The 17,420-nt window shown below is 63.3% G+C and carries 19 protein-coding genes; 15 read left to right on the forward strand and 4 right to left on the reverse strand.

Going from position 1 to position 17,420, the window contains the following annotated elements:
• Nucleotides 1-46 precede the first annotated feature (46 nt).
• On the forward strand, nt 47-1,051 hold the full coding sequence (locus BCY88_RS02065; RefSeq protein ID WP_120342592.1) for a sterol desaturase family protein: 1,005 nt from the start codon (nt 47-49) through the stop codon (nt 1,049-1,051).
• Between the two features lie 25 nt (nt 1,052-1,076).
• Here BCY88_RS02065 and BCY88_RS02070 read toward each other — a convergent pair whose 3' ends face one another.
• Together BCY88_RS02070 and BCY88_RS02075 are read right to left on the reverse strand one after the other, a co-directional pair.
• Complete coding sequence (locus tag BCY88_RS02070) at nt 1,077-1,961, reverse strand: DUF2182 domain-containing protein (RefSeq protein WP_120342593.1); 885 nt, start codon at nt 1,959-1,961, stop codon at nt 1,077-1,079.
• Between the two features lie 8 nt (nt 1,962-1,969).
• The gene (locus BCY88_RS02075) at nt 1,970-2,737 is read right to left on the reverse strand and encodes a DUF899 domain-containing protein (protein WP_120342594.1); all 768 of its coding nucleotides are present in this window, start codon (nt 2,735-2,737) and stop codon (nt 1,970-1,972) included.
• Between the two features lie 138 nt (nt 2,738-2,875).
• On the opposite strand from BCY88_RS02075, the gene BCY88_RS02080 reads away from it, so the two are divergent.
• From BCY88_RS02080 to glnQ, 5 genes are all read left to right on the forward strand, one after another.
• Nucleotides 2,876-4,096 (forward strand): helix-turn-helix domain-containing protein, encoded by a 1,221-nt coding sequence (locus BCY88_RS02080; RefSeq protein WP_120342595.1) that lies wholly within the window; start codon nt 2,876-2,878, stop codon nt 4,094-4,096.
• A gap of 9 nt (nt 4,097-4,105) precedes the next feature.
• Entirely contained in the window at nt 4,106-4,774 is a 669-nt protein-coding gene (locus tag BCY88_RS02085) for a Vgb family protein (RefSeq protein WP_120342596.1), read from the forward strand.
• A gap of 264 nt (nt 4,775-5,038) precedes the next feature.
• Nucleotides 5,039-5,791, forward strand: coding sequence for a glutamine ABC transporter substrate-binding protein GlnH (glnH, locus tag BCY88_RS02090; RefSeq protein WP_120342597.1), 753 nt, complete (start codon nt 5,039-5,041; stop codon nt 5,789-5,791).
• 64 nt (nt 5,792-5,855) lie between these two features.
• Entirely contained in the window at nt 5,856-6,512 is a 657-nt protein-coding gene (gene glnP, locus BCY88_RS02095; protein ID WP_120342598.1) for a glutamine ABC transporter permease GlnP, read from the forward strand.
• On the forward strand, nt 6,509-7,237 hold the full coding sequence (gene glnQ / locus BCY88_RS02100) for a glutamine ABC transporter ATP-binding protein GlnQ (RefSeq protein WP_183081248.1): 729 nt from the start codon (nt 6,509-6,511) through the stop codon (nt 7,235-7,237). Before glnP ends, glnQ begins: the two co-directional genes overlap by 4 nt.
• A gap of 85 nt (nt 7,238-7,322) precedes the next feature.
• Here glnQ and BCY88_RS02105 read toward each other — a convergent pair whose 3' ends face one another.
• A complete protein-coding gene (locus BCY88_RS02105; protein WP_259461191.1) occupies nt 7,323-7,985 on the reverse strand; it encodes a helix-turn-helix domain-containing protein in 663 nt (220 codons plus the stop codon).
• 149 nt (nt 7,986-8,134) lie between these two features.
• Here BCY88_RS02105 and BCY88_RS02110 point away from each other — a divergent pair, with 149 nt between their 5' ends.
• On the forward strand, nt 8,135-8,491 hold the full coding sequence (locus tag BCY88_RS02110; protein WP_120342601.1) for a RidA family protein: 357 nt from the start codon (nt 8,135-8,137) through the stop codon (nt 8,489-8,491).
• A gap of 27 nt (nt 8,492-8,518) precedes the next feature.
• Complete coding sequence (locus BCY88_RS02115; protein WP_120342779.1) at nt 8,519-9,751, forward strand: NAD(P)/FAD-dependent oxidoreductase; 1,233 nt, start codon at nt 8,519-8,521, stop codon at nt 9,749-9,751.
• A gap of 108 nt (nt 9,752-9,859) precedes the next feature.
• On the opposite strand, the gene BCY88_RS02120 is transcribed toward BCY88_RS02115, so the two are convergent.
• Nucleotides 9,860-10,570 carry a response regulator gene (locus BCY88_RS02120; RefSeq protein WP_220669641.1) on the reverse strand — a complete coding sequence of 237 codons (711 nt, stop codon included), beginning with the start codon at nt 10,568-10,570 and terminating at the stop codon, nt 9,860-9,862.
• A 374-nt stretch (nt 10,571-10,944) separates the two neighbouring features.
• On the opposite strand from BCY88_RS02120, the gene BCY88_RS02125 reads away from it, so the two are divergent.
• The 7 genes from BCY88_RS02125 to BCY88_RS02155 are packed head-to-tail and all read left to right on the forward strand — an operon-like array spanning nt 10,945 to nt 17,416.
• Nucleotides 10,945-11,580, forward strand: a complete 636-nt coding sequence (locus BCY88_RS02125) for an energy transducer TonB (protein WP_120342603.1) — start codon at nt 10,945-10,947, stop codon at nt 11,578-11,580.
• Between the two features lie 55 nt (nt 11,581-11,635).
• Entirely contained in the window at nt 11,636-12,424 is a 789-nt protein-coding gene (locus BCY88_RS02130; RefSeq protein WP_120342604.1) for a MotA/TolQ/ExbB proton channel family protein, read from the forward strand.
• A gap of 4 nt (nt 12,425-12,428) precedes the next feature.
• The gene (locus tag BCY88_RS02135; protein ID WP_120342605.1) at nt 12,429-12,860 is read left to right on the forward strand and encodes an ExbD/TolR family protein; all 432 of its coding nucleotides are present in this window, start codon (nt 12,429-12,431) and stop codon (nt 12,858-12,860) included.
• 28 nt (nt 12,861-12,888) lie between these two features.
• Entirely contained in the window at nt 12,889-13,317 is a 429-nt protein-coding gene (locus tag BCY88_RS02140) for an ExbD/TolR family protein (RefSeq protein WP_120342606.1), read from the forward strand.
• A gap of 24 nt (nt 13,318-13,341) precedes the next feature.
• Nucleotides 13,342-14,703 (forward strand): MFS transporter, encoded by a 1,362-nt coding sequence (locus BCY88_RS02145; RefSeq protein ID WP_120342607.1) that lies wholly within the window; start codon nt 13,342-13,344, stop codon nt 14,701-14,703.
• Nucleotides 14,696-15,745, forward strand: coding sequence for a dipeptide epimerase (locus BCY88_RS02150; RefSeq protein WP_120342608.1), 1,050 nt, complete (start codon nt 14,696-14,698; stop codon nt 15,743-15,745). The genes BCY88_RS02145 and BCY88_RS02150 overlap by 8 nt, the downstream gene beginning before the upstream one ends.
• A gap of 9 nt (nt 15,746-15,754) precedes the next feature.
• On the forward strand, nt 15,755-17,416 hold the full coding sequence (locus BCY88_RS02155) for a serine hydrolase domain-containing protein (RefSeq protein WP_120342609.1): 1,662 nt from the start codon (nt 15,755-15,757) through the stop codon (nt 17,414-17,416).
• The last annotated feature ends 4 nt before the right edge of the window (nt 17,417-17,420 follow it).

Here is a 17,420-nt window from a genome sequence, read left to right on the forward strand (position 1 = left end):
CGATTTTTGTGCTGATGACAGTACCCGCAATTTCAAGAGGCTTTCGATGATCCACGAAATCGTCGCGCAACTCGACAACGGCATCTCGACGTTGCAGACCCTGCTGTACGTCGACGTGGTGCAGCCGCTGTTCTATCGCTTCGGCCTGATGGGATACGACGAAGACACCTATGACGCACTCTATTGGGTGATCATCGGTGTGCTGGAAATATTGATCACGTATATCGCCTTGCGGCCCCTGGAAGCGCTGCGGCCCATCGAGGCGTGGTCCGATCGTAAAGCGCTGCGCGCCGATGTGATCTACACATGGATCGCCAAGCTCGGCATCATCAATATCGCGTTCTTCTTCATGCTGCAGCCGCTGTTCGATCACTGGCAGAGTCTGATGGCGATCTACAACGTGCCGAACATCGACATCGACGGACTGTGGCCGGGCGTCACCGATCAGCCGGTCGTGTCGTTCCTGATCTACCTGATCGTGCTCGATTTCTTCGGCTACTGGTATCACCGCTGGCAGCACCGCTTCGGCGTGTGGTGGGAATTGCACGCCGTGCACCATAGCCAGCAGCAGATGTCGTTGTGGGCCGACGACCGCAATCACTTTCTCGACGACATCATTCAGGCCGCGTTCTTTGCCGCAATTTCGCTGTTCATCGGCGTGCAGCCGACGCAGTTCGTCGTGCTGGTCGCGGTCGGCAACTTCATGCAAAGCGTGCAGCACGTGAACGCGCGCTTGCCGTATGGATGGCTGCTCGAGCGCGTGATCGTAAGCCCGATTTTTCATCGGCGTCATCACGCCGTCGGCTACGGCCATGAAGGTACGCGCTACGGCTGCAATTTCGGCGTGCTGTTTCCGTGGTGGGACATGATGTTCAAGACCGCGTCGTGGGATGCCACCGTCGAGCCGACCGGCATTCGTGACCAGTTGCCCGCTCCGCACGGCGCAGGGCGCTCCTACGGCAACGGGCTGATCGCGCAGCAATGGCGCGCGTTTGGCCGCATTGCCATGCGCCTGCGCGGACAACGCAACTACGGTGGCGTGACGGACTGAGCGTCGTCGCCGTGGCACGGGCGCTTCACCCCAGCACGGCGCGCGCGATCAGCAACACCCCCGCGCCGACAATGCCGGCCCCAATGACGCGCGCCGCGCGCTCGCCATGTGGGGCCACGCGTTCGATCGTGATGGCCGCCGTCACGCCGGCCATCACCCGCCAATCCATGACCCCGGCAACCAGAAGAACCATGGTCAGCCCGGCGCAGCAGTAGGTGCAATGGAGGCCGAGGCGCAAACCGAGCCGCCACGCCGTGACGGCGTCCGCGGGTAACCCTCGCCATCCCTGCGGCGTCAGACAGTGCCAGTGCCCCGGCGCCGCGCGGCAGCAAGCAAGCCGGCGCGCCTTCCACGCGCTGAACTGCAGCCCCCCAGCGACCAGCACGACCACACCGGTCGCAAGTGGAACAGCGTGCGCCAGCCCCGGCAGCTCCGTCTCGAGCGCCGCGAGCACCACCCCCAGCGGAAATACGGCCACGCCCAGCGCGGTCCACACGAGGAAATATCCTGCGCCCACTACAACCGTCAGCCAGGCGAGGCGCGTTTCGCCCGTTGCGCCGACTGCCCGGCGATAGCGTCCCAGCGCAGGGACGAGCGATGGCAGCATCATCGCGGCCATCATCACGATCCACATGCCGAGGAACGACGCCGCGAGGCCTGCCCACGTCTGCCCGCACATCGGCATCCACGCCGCCGACATCGTCCAGCTGCCGGGCATCGGCATGCCGCCCATCGCCGACATGGACGCGGCGCCTGCAATCGTCACCGCCGCGCTGAGCGCGAAGAGCAGCGCCGAGACGCTGAAGAACGCCCGCTGCGAGATGAGCACATCGAGCACCTCAGGCAGCTCGGGCGCGACGATGGAGCATCGCGCCCTCTGCTGCGCTCCGGTTTCGCCAAGCTGTCCCATTACCAGCCTCAGCGCGTTTCGTACTCGTCGTGGCGCTTCCACCAGACACCCGTCTCATTGCGCCCCTTCGGAGCCCGGTCGAGCCACTGATACATGCCCCAGATGCCATCCACGCCGCGCGCGTAGGTGGAGTACGTGTGATAGACCACGCCGTCTTCGAGCACGAACGCGCTCAAACCCGGCCTGTCGCGCGTGTACGTCGCCGCGTCGGTGCCGCAGGTCGCCGCGAACTGGATGACGGGTTCCGGAATCTGTGCCGCGTCCATCGCGTGACCACCGCGCTCGTAGTTGTACTCAATGTTCCCTTCACGCTGTTGCGCCTCGGTAAACGCGATGTTGAAGTCGAAGTTGAAGTCGCTGCCGTACGAAGACGCCCAGGGGAAGGTCCACCCCATCCGGCGCTGATATGTCTGCAGCTTCTCGAACGGCGCGCGCGACACCGCAAACAGCGTGACGTCGTGATTCGCCAGATGAACCGCGATGCCGTCGAACCCATCGGCAATCGACGAGCACGACGGGCACCCCGCCTTGTAGTCGGGCCCGAACATGAAGTGGTACACGAGAAGCTGCGAGCGTCCTTTGAAGAGGTCCACGAGCGAGACGCTTCCCGCCTCGGTTTCGAAGCGGTACTTCTTGTCGATTCGCACCCAGGGCAGCGTCTGCCGTTGCTGCGCCACTGCATCGCTCTGCCGCGTGAGCGCCTTCTCCGCTTCAAGCAGTTCGAGCCGCGCGGCGAGCCACGCTTCACGTGTGCCGGTCGTATGTGTCGTAGTCATGCTTGCCTCCTTGGGCGTCCTGCGTCGTTCGTTCAGTGGTCGATACGACGTACGGGTTGGTGGTCATGCTAGATTAGTCACGGGCACCCGAACGGTGGGAGTGACAAGTGTGGCGGGATTTGAACAGACCATGAGACCATGGACTCGCTAGTGACAGCGGCGGCGCGGGCGCTGGCCGCAGGTGACCCGCTCAGCGCCTTGAACCGGGTTGCCTTGCGCGACGATGCGCCGGCGCTCGCGCTGCGAGGCATCGCGATGGCGCAGCTCGGCGATCTCGTTCGAGCGAAGGCGCTGGTGCGCAGTGCCGCGCGCGCCTTCGGCCCGAAAGAGCCTGTGGCCCGCGCCAGATGTGTGGTCGCCGAGGCCGAAATCGCGCTCGCCTCGCGCGATCTGGGCTGGCCCGCGAAGGCGCTCGAGGCCGCGCGGGCAATGCTCGAAACCCACGGCGACCGGCTCAATGCCGCGTATGCGCGGTATCTCGAAGTGCGGCGGCTGCTCCTGATCGGCCGCCTCGACGAAGCCGAGCGCCTGCTCGCCAAACTCGATCCCACACCCTTTCCGCCCGCGTTGAGCGCCGCCCACGAACTGGTCGTCGCGGGGATCGCGATGCGCCGCCTCCAGACGAAACCGGCCCGCGCGGCGCTCGCCAAAGCCGGGCGCGCCGCGCGCGAAGCCGGTATCCCGTCACTGGCGGCGGAGGTCCAAAGCGCGCGCCTGCTGCTGGACACACCCGCGGCGCGGCTGGTCGCGCGCGGTGAAGAACGGCCCCTGCTGCTCGAGGAGGTCGAGGCGTTACTGGCGTCGAAAGCACTCGTGGTGGACGCGTGCCGTTATGTCGTACGTGAAGCAAACATCGTGGTTCCGCTCGCGAGGCGCCCGGTGTTGTTCACCCTCGCACGCGCATTGGCCGAAGCATGGCCCGAAGACGTATCGAGGGACGCGCTGATTGCGCGCGCATTCCGCACGAAGCACGCCGATGAATCGCATCGCGCGCGGTTGCGCGTCGAAGCCGGGCGGCTTCGCGCGTTGCTTGGACCACTGGCCGGCGTCAGCGCGACGAAGCGCGGCTTTGCGCTCGTGCCGCACGGCGCGCGCGAGGTCGTCGTGCTCGCACGGCCGGTCGAAGAGCCGCATGCCATGGTGCTCGCCTTCCTCGCCGACGGGGAGTCGTGGTCGAGCTCGGCGCTCGCGATTGCGCTGGACACCAGTCAGCGCACCATGCAGCGGGCCCTCGACACGCTGGCGGCAGCCAACAAGGTGCAATCGTTCGGCCGCGGGCGGGCGCGGCGCTGGATGACGCCGCCCATGCCAGGATTCACGACGACTTTGTTACTCCCCTCACCCATCACAAGTGATTAGGATGACGCCATGAACCGATCAGCCGCCAAAATCGTGCGTGAATACGGCCCCTTTCCGGGCGTCAACGACGTGCACGGCGTGACCTACGACGGTCAGCGCGTCTGGATCGCCACCGGCGACAAACTGAACGCATTCGATCCCGCCAGTGGTGCAACGGTGCGCTCGATCGACATGGTCGCGCAGGCAGGAACGGCCTTCGACGGCCGGCACCTGTTTCAGCTCGCTGGCGATCGCATCCAGAAGATCGATCCGGATACCGGCCACGTACTGGGTACGATCCCGGCGCCCGGCGGTGGTGGCAACTCAGGCATGGCGTGGGCCGAAGGATCGCTCTGGGTGGGGCGCTATCGCGACCGGAAGATTCATCAGGTCAACCCCGAAACCGGGGCGATTCTTCGCACCATCGAGTCCAACCGCTTCGTCACCGGGGTCACCTGGAGCAACGGAGAACTCTGGCACGGCACCTGGGAAGACGACGCGAGCGAACTGAGGCATGTCGATGCCCGTACCGGAGAAGTGCTGGAAAGCCTCGAGATGCCGCCCGGCGTCTACGTGTCGGGACTCGAAGCCGATGGCGGCGATCAGTTCTTCTGCGGCGGTGGAAGCAGCGGAAAAGTGCGAGCCGTACGCCGGCCCGCGCGCGCCGCCGAGCTTCCCGCCGAATCCGTGGACGAATAAGCGGCGACGCAGACCAGCCAGGCCGCGCGCCGCCTGGTACAACGCCCGGATCGACATCGCAAACAAAAAACAACAAACGTTGTTAATCCAGGGTTTCCATCAACAGAAATAGCTGTTGCCAAACTTTTGGTTGTCGTAGTATCCGCCTTGACAACACATGTTGCCATATAGGCGGGTTGTGCATCGCATGTTGCGACGCCACCCGGTGTTAGTCAGCCGCTCCTTGACCCTGTCAGGGGCATTGCCCACCACCGCGGAGAATTTATGGGACGTCGATCCTTCCTCATGTCTATGGTTGCTGTCGCCCTGTTCGGCACAACCCTCGCCCACGCCGACAACAAAGAACTCATCGTCGGCACCGACACCTCGTTCATGCCCTTCGAATTCAAGCAGGGCGACAAGTACGTCGGTTTCGATCTGGACCTGTGGGCGGAAATCGCCAAGGACCAGGGCTGGACCTACAAGATTCAGCCGATGGACTTCAGCGGCCTGATTCCGGCCCTGCAAACGCAGAACATCGACGTCGCGCTCTCGGGCATGACGATCAAGGAAGAACGCAAGAAGGCGATCGACTTCTCCGACCCGTACTACGACAGCGGGCTCGCCGCGATGGTGCAAACCGGGAACACCAGCATCAAATCCATCGACGACCTGAACGGCAAGGTCATCGCGGCCAAAACCGGCACGGCCACCATCGACTGGATCAAGGCGCATCTGAAGCCCAAGGAAATCCGTCAGTTCCCGAACATCGACCAGGCTTATCTGGCGCTGGAGGCCGGCCGGGTGGACGCCGCCATGCACGACACGCCGAACGTGCTCTATTTCGTCAGCACGGCCGGCAAAGGCAAGGTGCAGGTGGCCGGCACACCGGTCAGCGGCGACAAGTACGGCATCGGTTTTCCGAAGGGCAGCCCGCTGGTTGCCAAGGTCAACCAGGAGTTGGTCAAGATGAAAGCCGACGGCCGCTACGCGACGCTGTACAAGAAGTGGTTCGGTTCGGAGCCGCCCAAGTCGTAATCGTCACTGGCAGGACGCGCAGCGAAGCCCGCTGCGCGAAAGACGACTCAACCAGGAGCGGTGTGTGGAATTCGATTGGTCAGTTATCTGGACAGCACTTCCGGACTTGATGAACGGCGTGAAATTGACGGTGTTCATTGCGTTCGTGGGACTGGTCGGCGGGTTCGTGGTCGGCGTCATCGCCGGCATGTTCCGCGCCTACGGCCCCCTCGTGCTCAACGTCATTGCGCAGGTCTACATTGAACTCATTCGCGGTACGCCGATTGTGGTTCAGGTCATGTTTCTTTACTTCGCGCTGCCGCTGCTCGCGCACATCAGGATCGACGGACTCACCGCCGCCATCATCGCGATCACGGTGAACTCCGGCGCCTACCTCGCCGAAGTCGTGCGCGGCGCCTTGCTATCCATTCCCAAGGGCTTGATGGAAGCCGGCCTCGCCATGGGCCTGTCGATGCCGCGCGTGCTGCTGAAAATCGTCGGGCCGCTGGCGTTTCGCCGGCTGATTCCGCCGTTGGGCAATCAGTGCATCGTCAGTCTGAAGGATACGTCGCTGTTTATCGTTATCGGCGTGGGCGAACTGACACGCCAGGGCCAGGAAATCATCGCGGGAAATTTTCGCGCGGTCGAAATCTGGTCTGCCGTCGCCGTGATTTATCTGGTTCTCACGGGCGTGATGACGCTGTCGCTGCGTCTCGTTGAAAGAAGGATGCGCATACTATGAGCATGGTCGAATTCCAGAGCGTCTCGAAGAGCTTCGGCCACGTGCCCGTGCTCAAGGACATCGATCTTCGTATCGAGAATGGAGAGGTGGTGGTGATCGTCGGGCCTTCGGGCTCGGGTAAATCAACCCTGCTTCGTTGCATCAATGCACTCGAAAAAATCAGCGGCGGCGAGCTGCTGGTCGACGGTTTGAGCGTCAAAGGCAATACCTCGGACATCCGCACGATTCGCCTCGAAGCCGGCATGGTGTTCCAGCAGTTCAACCTGTTCCCGCAGATGACCGCGCTCGAAAACGTGATGTTCGGACCCATTCAGGTGCGCGGCGCGACGCGCGCCGAAGCGCGTGATCAGGCGATGGCGCTGCTCGACAAAGTCGGGCTCGAATCCCGGGCCAATCACTATCCGTCGGAGTTGTCCGGCGGGCAACAACAGCGTGTCGCGATAGCGCGTGCGCTCGCCATCAAACCGAAGCTGATGCTCTTCGATGAGCCGACGTCCGCGCTCGATCCCGAGCTTCGTCACGAAGTGCTCAAAGTCATGCAGGACCTCGCGACGGAAGGCATGACCATGATCGTCGTCACGCACGAGATCGGCTTCGCGAAGCGGGTGGGAACACGTCTGCTGTTTATGGACAACGGAGGGATTGCCGAGGACGGCGAACCGGCGGCGCTGATCGACAACCCGCCGACACAGCGCTTGAGGGACTTTCTGAAACATGTGGCATAACTGAGCCCATGTTTTTCGCGCGGAGGTCAGCTTGCGAGACCAGCCTGACTCCCGCGCGGAGCCGATCGTTTGAGCACCTGCCCGTTCAGAACGGTTGCCGGCGCTTTGCCGTTGCGTCGAGTTTCGGCGGCCGATGCTCGTCGGTATCGACACAGCACACCAGCGCCTCTGCATCTTCCTTGCCGAGGCTCAGGTAGACATGCCCGACCGAGCTGTCGAAGTACAGACTGTCACCAGGCATCAACTTGAACGCCTTGCCGCTTTCGAAGCGCAACTCCAGCTTGCCGCTCAACAGAAAGACAAACTCCTGACCTGAATGCCGGATGTACTCGGGAAAGTCCGACACGGCGCGGGCGTGGATGCGCGCGCGCATCGGCACCATCCGCTTGCCGGTCAGGTCGTTGGCGAGCATGCCGTACTCGTAGTTCGGCGTGTCGTAGACCGGCTGCTTGCCCGCAGCCGTAAACGACGGCTTGATCGGCCCGGCTACCGGCTTGCGGGCCCGCCCGAAGATCGCGTCGAACTCCAGCTCCAGCGAGTGCGCGAGCGCCGCAAACTTGTCGTAGGTCAGCGCAATATCGCCACGCTCGGCCTTGGAGATCGTCGACACCGCGATACCCGAGCGCGCCGACAATTCCGCCAGCGTCAACCCGCGCGCCTTGCGCGCCTGCCGCAAATGACCACCCACCAACTTGTGGTCGAGCTCGGGCGGCGCTTCGCGCGGGTCGGCAATCGGCTCTTTCTTCACTGCGTCGATCCTCTCACTCACTTTTTGTGGAAATATTTTTCTCGCATACGAGAATTTTGATTTTTCTCGTATATGATAACTCACGTCGTCTATCCTTTCTTTCATCGAGTCCGGCTGCCACTGGCTCCGGCATTTCAACGGTCTGAACCATGTCGAACGAAATCAAACGTCTGCAAACGAATGCACGCATGAGCCAGGTGGTGATCGCCAACGGTGTTGTTTATCTGGCTGGCCAGGTGCCCGGCACGGCGAACGTCTCCGTGACCGAGCAGACCCAGGAAGTCCTCGCGAGTATCGACACCCTGCTCGAATCGGCGGGCGTCGACCGTACGCGCCTTCTGTCGGCGAATATCTGGTTGAGCGATCCCAGGCACTTCGCTGAATTTAACGCCGTGTGGGATGCCTGGGTGCCGGCAGGTCACGCGCCCACCCGCGCATGTGTGCAAGCCTTGCTGATGAAGCCGGGCTGCGATGTCGAAGTCGCCGTGACGGCGCTCCTCGCGTAACCTGCACCAGGTGAGTTCATGACCACCATGAGATTCGATGCCGTCGTGCTCGGTGCGGGCATTGTCGGCGTGTGCGTTGCCGTGCATCTTCAGAAACGTGGCCGTCGAGTCGCGCTGATCGACCGCAAGCAGCCCGGCAACGAAACGTCGTTCGGCAACGCCGGGCTGATCCAGCGCGAAGGCGTGTATCCCTACGCGTTTCCACGCGACCTCGGCACCCTGCTTCGGTACGCGCGCAACCAGTCGCCGGACGTTCGCTACCATGCCGACGCCATGCTCAGGACAGCGCCGTTCCTGTGGCAATACTGGCGCAACTCCCATCCGGCAAAACACGCGGCTATCGCCAGGTCGTACGCCACGCTGATCGAACATTGCGTGGACGAGCACCGCGCGCTGGCCGCCGACGCCGGCGCGAGTGGGCTATTGCGCCCCACCGGCTGGATAAAAGTCTTTCGCACTGACAAAGTGCGGGACGCAGAGACCCGGCTCGCAGAACAGTGGCATCGGGAATATGGTGTCGAGTTCGAATCGCTGGATGCGGGCCTCCTGCAGCAGAAAGAGCCCGACCTCGACAAGACCTTGCGAGGCGGCTTGCGCTATACCGCATCCGATTCCGTGAGCGATCCCAACGCGCTCGTCACCGCCTACGCGAAGTATTTCGAAGCGCTGGGCGGACGGTTTTTTATCGGCGATGCGGACTCGTTCCGTGAGGGTTGGACGGTCGACACACAAGATGGAACGATCAGCGCTTCGTCGGCGGTCGTCGCATTGGGGCCGTGGTCGGATCGCGTGAGTTCGCGGCTCGGCTATCGCCTGCCGCTTGCCGTCAAACGCGGGTACCACATGCACTATGCGCCGCAGGCGGCAGCCCGCCTGAATCATCCGGTTCTGGACGTCGAGAAGGGCTACCTGATCGCCCCCATGGCAAGAGGTATCCGCTTGACCACGGGCGCTGAAATCGCGCACTGCGACGCACCCAAAACGCCCACGCAACTCGCCGCGGTCGAACCCGTCGCGCGCACGCTGTTTCCACTGGGCGAGCGTCTCGACAACGAAGCCTGGATGGGACGGCGCCCTTGCACCCCTGACATGATGCCGATCATCGGACCCGCGAGAAATCACAAAGACCTGTGGTTCGCGTTTGGCCACGCGCACCACGGGCTCACGCTAGGCCCGGTCACGGGCCGCCTGATCGCCGAGATGATGACCCACGAGGAAACGCTCGTGGACGTGCAGCCGTTCAGGGTGGAGCGGTTCTAGAATTGATCTGATCCGTGCAACGGACTCGACTTCGTCACACCGGGAAATTTACGAGTCAGGCGCCGTACCGGAACCGTACGCGGTCACGGCAATCAGCAGCATGAGCGCCTAGCGATGACCGACATCGAGCATGTAGCCTTCCCCACGAATCGTGCGAATCAGCCGCGGCTCCTTGATGTCTTCGCGCAACTTCTGCCGCAAGCGTGATATCTGTACGTCGATACTGCGGTCGAACGCGTCGATCGACTTGCCGCGAGCGGTATCCATCAGGTATTCGCGGCTCAGTACACGCCCCGGCGCGGCGAGGAATGCGTTGAGCAGGCGAAATTCCGCGTTCGACAACGGAATGACCGTGTTGTCGGCGGCAATCAGGTGGCGGCCGGTTTGATGAAGCCGCCAGCCGGCGAAGCGGCTTTCCTCCTGCGCCCTCGTCCGACCTTGCGTTTGCGCGCGCACGCGGCGCAGGATCGTCTGGATGCGCGCGACCAGTTCACGCGGCTCAAACGGTTTGACGACATAGTCGTCGGCACCCAGTTCCAGCCCGACGATCCGGTCGGTCATCTCGCCGCGCGCGGTCAGGATGATCAGTGGAATCTCCGAAGTCGCACGAATCTCCCGGCATAGATTGAGGCCGTCGTCGTCCGGCAGCATCAGGTCGAGCACCACGAGGTCGAAGCCCCCCTCCCCGAGCGCGAGATGCATTTCCGCGCCTGTGGCAGCTTGCGCGGTGGTCATCCCGAAGTCTGCAAGGCAGTCGCACAACAGGCTGCGAATCTGCGAGTCGTCGTCGACGACGAGAATACGGATCGCTTTGTTCACGGCGTCTTGTCTCCGATGTTGCGGCGGTGAGATGTGCCCCACGCTCATTATTACCCCTCAATATAAGGGCTTTTTGCACGAATTGTTGCAGCCTTGAAATAATTGCCCTCGCACCTTGCCCCACAAGGTCATCCGGAAAAATCGTCACGCGTGATGAGGATTCACATCATGGATAACCCGCCCAGGATTTTCCCGGAGTAGCACCTCTGCGCCTCGTCCGCCTTCGCCGCCCCGTCTGGTTTTGCACCTCCTGCCGCAACTTCGCCAAACCAGAAAGACTTTGTGTCAGCGCAGATACAAAGCCGATATGAAACAGAAATGCCCGGGTTTTAACGTGGCTCCCAGGTCATATCGAGGCAGGAGACACGCGGGACATGAACTACGCACAACCCAAGCCGCCCGTCCGGCGCATTGGCGGCATCGCCTTCGTGGTCGGATTGCACGCCGTGATCGTCTACGCATTGCTCACCGGTCTCGCGACGAAAGTCGTGGACGTGATTCGTCAGCCGATCGAGACGCGCATCATCGAAGAGATCAAACCACCTCCCCCACCACCGCCACCGAAGCGGATCGCACCGCCACCGCCGAAGCACGTCGCGCCACCGCCGCCGTTCACGCCGCCACCCGAAGTGCACGTGAGCGCGCCTGCGTCGCCGAACGCAATCACCACGCAGTCGACCACGCCAGCGCCGTCAGCACCCGTCGCGCCGCCAACACCGCCCGCCGCTACAGCGCCGGTGTCGACGAGCGTCGGCGTGGTGTGTCCGAACTCGACGCAGGTCCGCGCCGCCATTCGTTATCCGCGTGAAGCGCTCAAGGACAACCTGACCGGCGACGTCGTCGTGACATTCATTGTCGGCACCGACGGCAACGTCAAGGACCTGAGCGTGACCCAGTCAGCCGCGCCTGTTCTCGACAGGGCCGCGGAAAACGCCGTGCGGCAGTTCCACTGCGTCGCACAGGGCGAGGAAGTGCGCGTACAGGTGCCCTTCTCTTTCAAGCTCGATTGAGGCTGCCCTCGACAGCCGTTCTTTTTTACTTGCCAACGCATTTCAGGAGACGTTCATGATCAACCGTACCCGCAAGGCCGCCTTACTGACGGCTCTGTTCCTCGCGGCCAGCGCCGCCCACGCCGTCACCGATACGGTGGCGAATCCCTACGGCCTCGATGCGCTCTGGAAGGGCGGAGATTTCATCGCGCGAGGCACGCTGCTCATTCTGGTCGTCATGTCGATGGGCAGCTGGTACGTCATCGTCGCGAAACTGCTCGAGCAGGCGCGTGTGCTGCGCCGCGCGAAGGCGGCGGAGACGGGTTTCTGGAAAGCGAGCAGTCTCAACGAAGGCACGCTTCAACTGGACGCCGGCAGTCCGTTCCGCTTCATCGCCGAAACAGGTCTCGCGGCATTCGACCATCACGAAGGCGCGCTGCTCGAACAGGTCGACCTCAACCATTGGGTCGCCGCCGCCATCGAGCGCGCAACCAGCGCAGTCTCGAATCGACTGCAGGACGGCCTCGCATTTCTCGGTACCGTCGGTTCGACCGCGCCGTTTGTTGGTCTGTTCGGCACGGTGTGGGGCATTTATCACGCGCTGACTGCCATCGGCATCGCAGGTCAGGCATCCATCGACAAGGTCGCGGGGCCGGTTGGCGAAGCGCTGATCATGACCGCGATTGGTCTGGCTGTCGCGGTACCCGCCGTGCTCGGTTACAACTGGCTCGTGCGGCGCAACAAGACCGTGATGGAGCGCGTGCGTGGGTTTTCGACGGAATTGCACATCGTCATCCTGACCGGCAAGACCACGGCCGGGGCCGCCGCCGCGACCAGGGCCGCCGCCCTCTCACGCGTAGGGTGAAGCCATGGCCATGACCGTGGGAACCCGCGACGGCGACGATCACGACGAGGTTATGGCGACCATCAACACGACGCCGCTGGTCGACGTGATGCTGGTGCTGCTGATCATCTTTCTGATCACGATTCCGGTGGTATCGCACACCGTGCCGGTCACGCTGCCCAAGGAAGCCGTGCAGCCGCTGCAGACGACGCGGCAGAACGTGATTCTCAGCGTGACGAGAGAAGGCGACGTGTTCTGGGACGAACGGCGCGTACCCGATACCGCAACGCTCGTCGAGAAGCTCAAGACCATCGCGGTGCAATCGCCGCAACCCGAAGTCCATATTCGCGGAGATCTCGACGCGCGCTACGCGGCGATTGGGCGGGTTGTGTTCGCCTGCCAGCGTGCCGGCATCGCCAAGGTCGACTTCATCACCGAACCGCCACCGCGCCAGTGATCCATCCACACCGACAAGGAGACTCAAGATGGCGATGACGATGCCCACCGGCAACGGCGACGACGCCGAAGTGATGGTCGAGATCAACACCACGCCGCTAATCGACGTAATGCTCGTACTGCTGATCATGCTGATCCTCACCATTCCCATTCAGACGAACGCAGTCAAGCTCGACATGCCCACCGGCGCTCCGCCGTCCCAACCGCAAACGCCGCCCGTGGTGCAGATCGATATCGCGGCCGACGGCACCATCGTATGGAATGGCGAGACCCTCGGTTCGCGCGCGCAACTGGAAACGCGATTGAGCGATGTAGCCGCCAACCCCGCGCCGACGGAACTGCATCTGCGGCCCGACAAGGCCGCGCCCTACCGCGCCGTCGCGATGGTCATGGCGTCCGCGCAGCGGCTCGGCGCGACGCATATCGGGCTCGTGGGCAACGAGCAGTTCATGCAGTAGACGTTCTCTCAATACAGAGCCCCTATGTTCGACTCCAACCTCGACCTGCCCACCCCAGTGGCGGGCAAAAACCCGCCATCGGAATTACCCGCCGGGCCGCTTGCGTGGTTCGGTCTGGCCATTCTCGTGATCGTGGCGTTCTTCGCGTTCGTCGATCGTCAGATGTTGATCCTGCTGACGGAGCCCATCCGCCACGATTTCCTGCTGACCGATACACAAATCGGCCTGATGCAGGGCGCGGGCATCGCCCTCTTCGCAGGCGTGGCGTCCCTGCCGATCGGCTGGGTCGCCGATCGTGTGGATCGCCGCGTCGTGCTGGCGGCGTGCGTAGTCGTCTGGAGCGCCGCCACCGCGCTCTGCGGCATGACCAGCCACTTCTGGCAGTTGTTCATCGCCACCATCGGGCTGGGAATCGGCGAAGCCGGGCTCGTGCCGGTAATCTACGGCCTGATTCCCGAGCTCTTCCCGGCGCGTCAACGTGTGCTTGCCAATGCGGTTTTTGCTCTCGCCAATCTGTTGGGGGCGGGCGCGGGGATGGCTCTCGGCGGCGCACTGATGCACGGCATCGCGGCGGTGCACAGCGCGTTGCCCGCCGGACTCGCCGATCTCGCACCGTGGCGGCTCGCCTTCTTTGCCGTTGCCTTGCCCGCGCCCCTGCTGGTCGCCCTGGTCGTTCTCATCCGGCCTGGACAGCACGGCGACACGGCCCCCTCCGAAGCACGTCACCGGGCCGCCGTGCCGCTGCCGTCCGCACCGGTCTACTTCCGGCGCGAAGCCATCATGATGCTCAAATTCTTCGGTGCAATCGGGCTGGTCAATCTGGCGTTTGGCGCTGTGGCGACGTGGATGCCGGTCGTGGCGGTGCGAACCTTCGGCGCGACGCCCGCTGAAGCTGGCGGCGGCATGGGCCTGGCGGCGATGGCAGGCGGTATTGCAGGTTGCGTGCTCAGTGGACTCGTGGCGGGCCGCATGAGAGCACGCTTTGGCGTGCTCGCGCCCCTGCGCGTCTGCGAATGCGGCGCGCTGGTCGCCGGCGGCCTCTCGTTCCTCTATCTTGCAGCCGGCTCGGTCGCGCCGGTCTATGTGCTCTTCGGCGTGCAGCTCGCCTGCATGGTCGCAGGCATGGTGTTGTTTCCCACCATCATGCAGAACATCTGTCCTGCGCATCTGCGCTCGCGCGTGGCGGCGATCGGCGCGCTGACGTCGATCGTCGTGCAATCCGCCAGTCCGGTGTTTATCGGTTTCATGTCGGATCGTCTGCACGGACTCAGTCAGGGTCTGCTGTGGTCGACTGTCTGCGTGGCGGCGTTCGGATTCTTCGCCGCCTGCATTCTGATGCGCGCGGCCGGTAGCAGTGTACGTAAGGCAATCGAACGCTATGCCTGATCCTCTTTTCCCTCCCTCTCCTATGCCGTCCCGCACACTCTCGCTCTCGCTGCGTATCGAACGTTGGCCGCTGGCCGTTCCGTTCCATATCACCGGCCACGTCATCGACGCCGCTCGTCTCGTGAGGGTTACCGTCGACGACGGACACCACGCCGGCAGCGGCGAAGCATCCGGGGTTTTTTATCTTAACGAAACACCTGAATCAATCGCCGCGCAAATCGAGAAAGTCCGGGCGTCGATAGAAGTGGGGATCACGCGCGCGCAGTTGCTCGATGTCTTGCCGCACGGCGGCGCGCGCAACGCGGTCGATGCGGCATTGTGGGCGCTTGAATCACAACAGCAAGCCATGCCTGTCTGGCGCATGGCGGGCCTTTCCGCGCCGCGCCCGTTGCCGACTACGATGACGATCGGCGTGGACACGCCGCATGCAATGGCTAAGGCTGCGCAGATACTGACCCACGCCAGGGCGCTAAAGATCAAGCTGGACGGCAGCGCCGCCGACGCCGCGCGCCTCGCGGCAATCCGTGAGGCACGCCCGGAAGCACCGCTCGCCGTCGACGCGAATCAAGGCTGGTCGCGCGCGCACTTCGACGCGATGATCCCCGTGCTGCAACAGCTTGATGTCGGGATGCTCGAACAGCCGTTTGCCATCGGCGCCGACGCCTGTCTCGAACATATCGATTGTCCGATCCCACTCGCGGCCGACGAATCGTTTCAGGATCTCGGCGATCTGTCCACCGTCGCGCGCCGCTACGACATCGTCAATCTCAAGCTCGACAAATGCGGCGGCCTGACGCGCGCGTTCGACCTGGCCACGCGTGTACGCGAAGCCGGCTTGTCCGTGATGGTCGGTTGCATGGCGGGCACCTCGTTGGCGATCGCCCCCGCCTTCCTGCTCGGGCAACAGTGCGATCACGTCGACCTCGACGGACCGATCTTCCTTGCACGCGATCGCGAGCCGGGCGTCGCCTACATCGACGGTCTGCTGCACTGCCCGCCCCAAATCTGGGACCACGCGGGCACCCCTGCCTCCTCTCGCTGAGCTATCTACATGACACCGGATTCACACACCACGACGACGCAGCTCGACGCGCTGTTCGCGCCTTATCACCGCGCCGATGCACCCGGATTGACCGCCGGCATTGTCCATCTCGGACAACTGTTGTATCGGCGCGGTTTCGGCATGGCCAGCCTCGAACACGGCATCGCCAACACGCCGGCCACACGCATGCGCATTGGCTCGGTCAGTAAGCATTTCACTTGCCTCGCCGTGCTGCTCCTGTGCGAACTCGGCGCTCTCGACGCCGACACGCCCATCGGCACATATCTGCCGGAGCTGCCGCCGGCCGCGGGTCTCCCGACGCTGCGGCAGTTGATGTCGCATCGCGGCGGGCAGCGATGCGCACTAGACCTTGCACTACTGACACAAGGTCTCGCAATTTCGCCGCATGGCGCGCTCCTGGCCTCGCAGCAACGTCAACGCGATGAAAATTTTCCACCGGGAGAACGCATGATGTATTCGAACGGCGGCTATCACCTGCTTTCGCTCGCCATCGAACGTGCTAGCGGGATGCAGTTCGACGCATTCCTCACAACACATATCTTCAACCCCTTGCGCATGCACGACACCGCGTGCGTACCCAACGACATGACAATCGAACGCGGCATCGCGACAATGCATGTTCCTGACGGCGAGGGTGGATTCCGGCGCGGTATCTTTCCCTCGTGGGAAGTGCTGGGTGAAGGCTCGATCGTCTCGACCGTCGACGACATGCTGCGATGGACCGCGCACCTCCGCTCCAGCAGCAAGATCGTCGGCAACGCCGATACCTGGACCCAGATGCTGGCTTTGCCAGTATTCTCCAGCGGCCAGCGCAGCCAATACTCGCTCGGCCTCAAGCGGAGCATCTATCGAGGTGTCGAGCTGATACACCACTCCGGCGGCGTCGTCGGCGGGACTTGCCAGATGCTGCTGTCGGCGGCGCATGGGTTTGACGTCGTGCTGCTCAGCAACGGCGCGCTCAACGCACCGTTCGAACTGTCGAAGCAGGTGGTCGACATCGTGCTCGCGGGCGAGCTTGCCGGCGATGGCCCACCTGTCGCGGCGCGCGCCGCCGATCATGTGGCGCGTCTCGGCAGTTACCGGTCGTCCAGCACTAGCGCCGTGTATGCGCTGGAAGATCATGAAGGCGCATTGGTGTTGACGGGACTGCTTTGCCCAAAGCCGTCGATGCAGCTATACGACAGCGATGATGATCTGCATGACATGCAGATCGAAGCCAGTGCCGACGGGCCATTGGCGGTGCGTTGGGGATCATCTGGCGCGCCGGACGATCCATCCAGCCTGCGCATCGTGCATTGCGGCCACGCCGAAACGTTCACCCGCCTCGGAGAAGCGCCCGCGGTAACGCCACATTTCGTCACCGCATTGTCCGGCACCTTCTCAAGCCACGACGCCAATGCCCACGCCACGATTCGCATCGACAACGAAATGCTCGCACTTCGCATGCATGGCGCAGCAGGTCATTGTGACTATCGCCTCACGCCGCTCGCCGACGATGTCTTCGGACTTATACCGGTTGACCCAATGGACCTCATGAGCGGCATTGTCACGTTGACACGCGACGCAGCAAGCGCGCACATCAGCGGTTTTCGTGTCGATACTCCGCGTACCCGGCATCTGGTTTTCACGCGGGCGCAGGCCGACGCCTGACAGG

Origin of the sequence: Paraburkholderia fungorum, from assembly GCF_003610895.1 — a bacterium.
Taxonomy (GTDB): domain Bacteria; phylum Pseudomonadota; class Gammaproteobacteria; order Burkholderiales; family Burkholderiaceae; genus Paraburkholderia; species Paraburkholderia fungorum_B.